The sequence below is a fragment of the Streptomyces sp. NPDC002206 genome (genome assembly GCF_053593595.1).
Map to the genome: position 1 here is coordinate 1 of NZ_JBSFCW010000086.1, position 2746 is coordinate 2746.

Genomic DNA, 2746 nt, shown 5'->3' on the forward strand with positions numbered 1-2746 from the left:
CTGATGCCCATCATGCCGATCCACGGGAAGAGCACCATGGTCCAGCGCGGTCTCCGCATGATGTCCCGGTCGGACTCACCGAGCCGGAACACGCGACCGTTGCGGTCCGTCACCTCCCTGAAGGGGACGGATGTGGAGATGTCTGTCGTTGTCATGATCGATCGAACCCCTCGCGTGGAAGAAGTCTGGCCAGCGCCCCCTGTCCGTTCCCACTTCGCGTCGCCCGGGGTCTGCGGCCGAGCGGTTCGCCGCAGACCCCGTGGTTCGAGCTCTCGCTCTCAGGTCATCGATCACCGTCCAGCAGTCCGGCCGCACGGGCCCATCGGTACTTGGCGCCCAGTACGGCCACCGGCTTCTCCGTCGTGTACGGGTACGCGGCGACGCCGTGCTCGAAGAGGTACTGGCACGCCTCCTCCACCTCGGTGTCGCCGGCCAACGACGCCACCACGGGCTTCTCGATCCCCCGCTCGCGGAATTCTGCGACCACCCGGGCGGTCAGCTCGGCGAAGACCATCGGGGGAGTGACGATCGTGTGCCAGTAGCCGAGGACCAGCGCATGGATGCGGGGGTCCTCCATACCGAGGCGGATCGTCGCTTCGTACGTGGACGGCGGCTCGCCGCCCGTGATGTCGATCGGGTTGCCGGCCGCACCGAACGGCGGAATGAACGCCTTGAACGCCGTGTCCAGATCCGGCGGAATCTCCATGAGGGAGAGCCCGTTGTCGACGATCGCGTCCGACAGCAGCACGCCCGAGCCGCCCGCCCCCGTGATGATGACGACATTGTCGCCCTTGGGCGCCGGCAGCACGGGCAACGCCCGCGCATACTCCAGCATGTCGTTCAGTCCCGGCGCCCTGATCACCCCCGCCTGGCGCAGGATGTCGTCGTACACGGCGTCGTCGCCCGCCAGCGCACCGGTGTGCGATCCCGCTGCCTTCGCGCCGGCGCTGGTACGGCCGGCCTTCAGCACCACGATCGGCTTCTTCGGTACGGTCGCCCGCGCCGCCTCGACGAACGCACGGCCGTCCTTGAGATCCTCCAGGTGCATCGCGATGCACTTGGTGTTCGGGTCCTCGCCGAACCAGGTCAGCAGGTCGTCCTCGTCGATGTCGGACTTGTTGCCGAGCCCGACGATCGCCGACACCCCGGTCTTCGTCGAACGGGCGAAGCCGAGGATAGCCATGCCGATACCACCGGACTGCGAGGTCAGCGCCACCCCGCCCTTCACGTCGTACGGGGTGCAGAAGGTGGCGCAGAGGTCCTGCCACGTCGAGTAGTAGCCATAGATGTTCGGGCCGAGCAGCCGTACGCCGTACTGCTCGCCGATCGCCACGATCTCGTCCTGCAGAGCCTGTTCACCGGTCTCGGCGAATCCGGAAGGGATGAGGACCGCATTGGGTATCCCCTTGCGCCCCACCTCTTCCAGCGCCGATGCCACGAACTTGGCGGGGATGGCGAAGACCGCCACATCCACCTCACCGGGAACGTCCGTGACACTCTTGTACGCCTTGCGGCCCAGAATGTCATCGGCCCGGGGGTTCACCGGATGGATCTCCCCGGAGAAGCCGCCGTCGATGAGGTTGCGCATCACCGAATTGCCGATCTTGCCCTGCTCGTTGGAGGCGCCGATCACGGCGACCGAGCGCGGCTCCATCAGCCGGCGCATCGATGCGAGGATCTCCTCGCGCGAGTAGGTACGCCGGGGTTTGACCGTCTCCGTCGCCAGCAGGATCCGGATGTCCGCCGCGATCGCACCGTCCGGAGCGGCGATGACCGGATTGAGGTCGACCTCCGCGATCTCCGGGAAGTCCGTGACCAGTTGGGAGACCCGCCGGATCTGCTCGGCCAGCGCCCACCGGTCCACCGGCGCCGCACCCCGCACCCCGCGCAGGATCTCGGCCGCGCCGATCGAGTCGAGCATCGACAGCGCCTCGTCCGCACTGACCGGGGCCAGGCGGAAGGTGATGTCCTTGAGCACCTCCACCAGCACGCCGCCGAGCCCGAAGGCCACGACCTTCCCGAACGTCGGGTCGGTGACCGCGCCGACGATGACTTCCTGGCCGGGCGGCACCAGCTGCTGCACCTGCACACCGTCGATCCGCGCGTCGGGCGCGTACGCCCGCACGTTCTCGATGATGCGTTGGAACGCGGCACGCACCTGAGGGCTGCCCTCCACCCCGACGACGACACCGCCGGCATCCGTCTTGTGCAGCACATCGGGGGAGACGATCTTCAGTACGACCGGTCCGCCGAGCCGGTCCGCGAAGGCCACCGCCTCGTCGACGTCCTGCGCCAACTCCTCGCCCGGCACGGCGATCCCGTACGCATCGGCGACGATCTTGCCCTCGGGTGCGGTGAGCGCATTGCGTCCGGCGGCCCGGACGGAGTCGAGCAACGCCCGTACGGTCTCGCGGTCCTGTGATTCGACCATGTTCAGATGACTCCGTTCGTCTTGAGCAGCCGCAGTTCCTCGTCGCCGAGGCCCAGCTCACCTACGTACACCTCTTCGTTGTGCTCGCCGAGCAGCGGCGAAGTCACCACATCCACCGGGGAGTCGGAGAGCTTGAGCGGGGATCCGACGGTGGTGAACATGCCGCGCTCCGGGTGCTCCACCTGGACGACCATCTCGTTGGCGACCAGGGACTCGTCCGCGATGATCTCCTTGGTGGAGAGGATCGGGCCGCACGGGATGTTGTGCGCGTTCAGCCGCTCCAGCACCTCCCACTTGGGGAGCGTCGAGGTCCAC

2 protein-coding genes are annotated in these 2746 nt (G+C 67.7%); both read right to left on the bottom strand.

Translation table 11 applies throughout. The features are described from left to right. Nucleotides 1–283: 283 nt before the first annotated feature. The gene (locus ACWCP8_RS41090; protein WP_451121660.1) at nucleotides 284–2431 is read right to left on the bottom strand and encodes an acetate--CoA ligase family protein; all 2148 of its coding nucleotides are present in this window, start codon (nucleotides 2429–2431) and stop codon (nucleotides 284–286) included. 2 nt (nucleotides 2432–2433) lie between these two features. Continuing rightward, the coding region (locus ACWCP8_RS41095) for a CoA transferase (protein ID WP_451121662.1) at nucleotides 2434–2746 on the bottom strand (313 nt) is incomplete at its 5' end.

Bases quoted from the DNA above. Each gene is read 5' to 3' on its own strand.
- ACWCP8_RS41090 (WP_451121660.1), bottom strand. From the start codon at position 2,431: ATGGTCGAATCACAGGACCGCGAGACCGTACGGGCGTTGCTCGACTCC.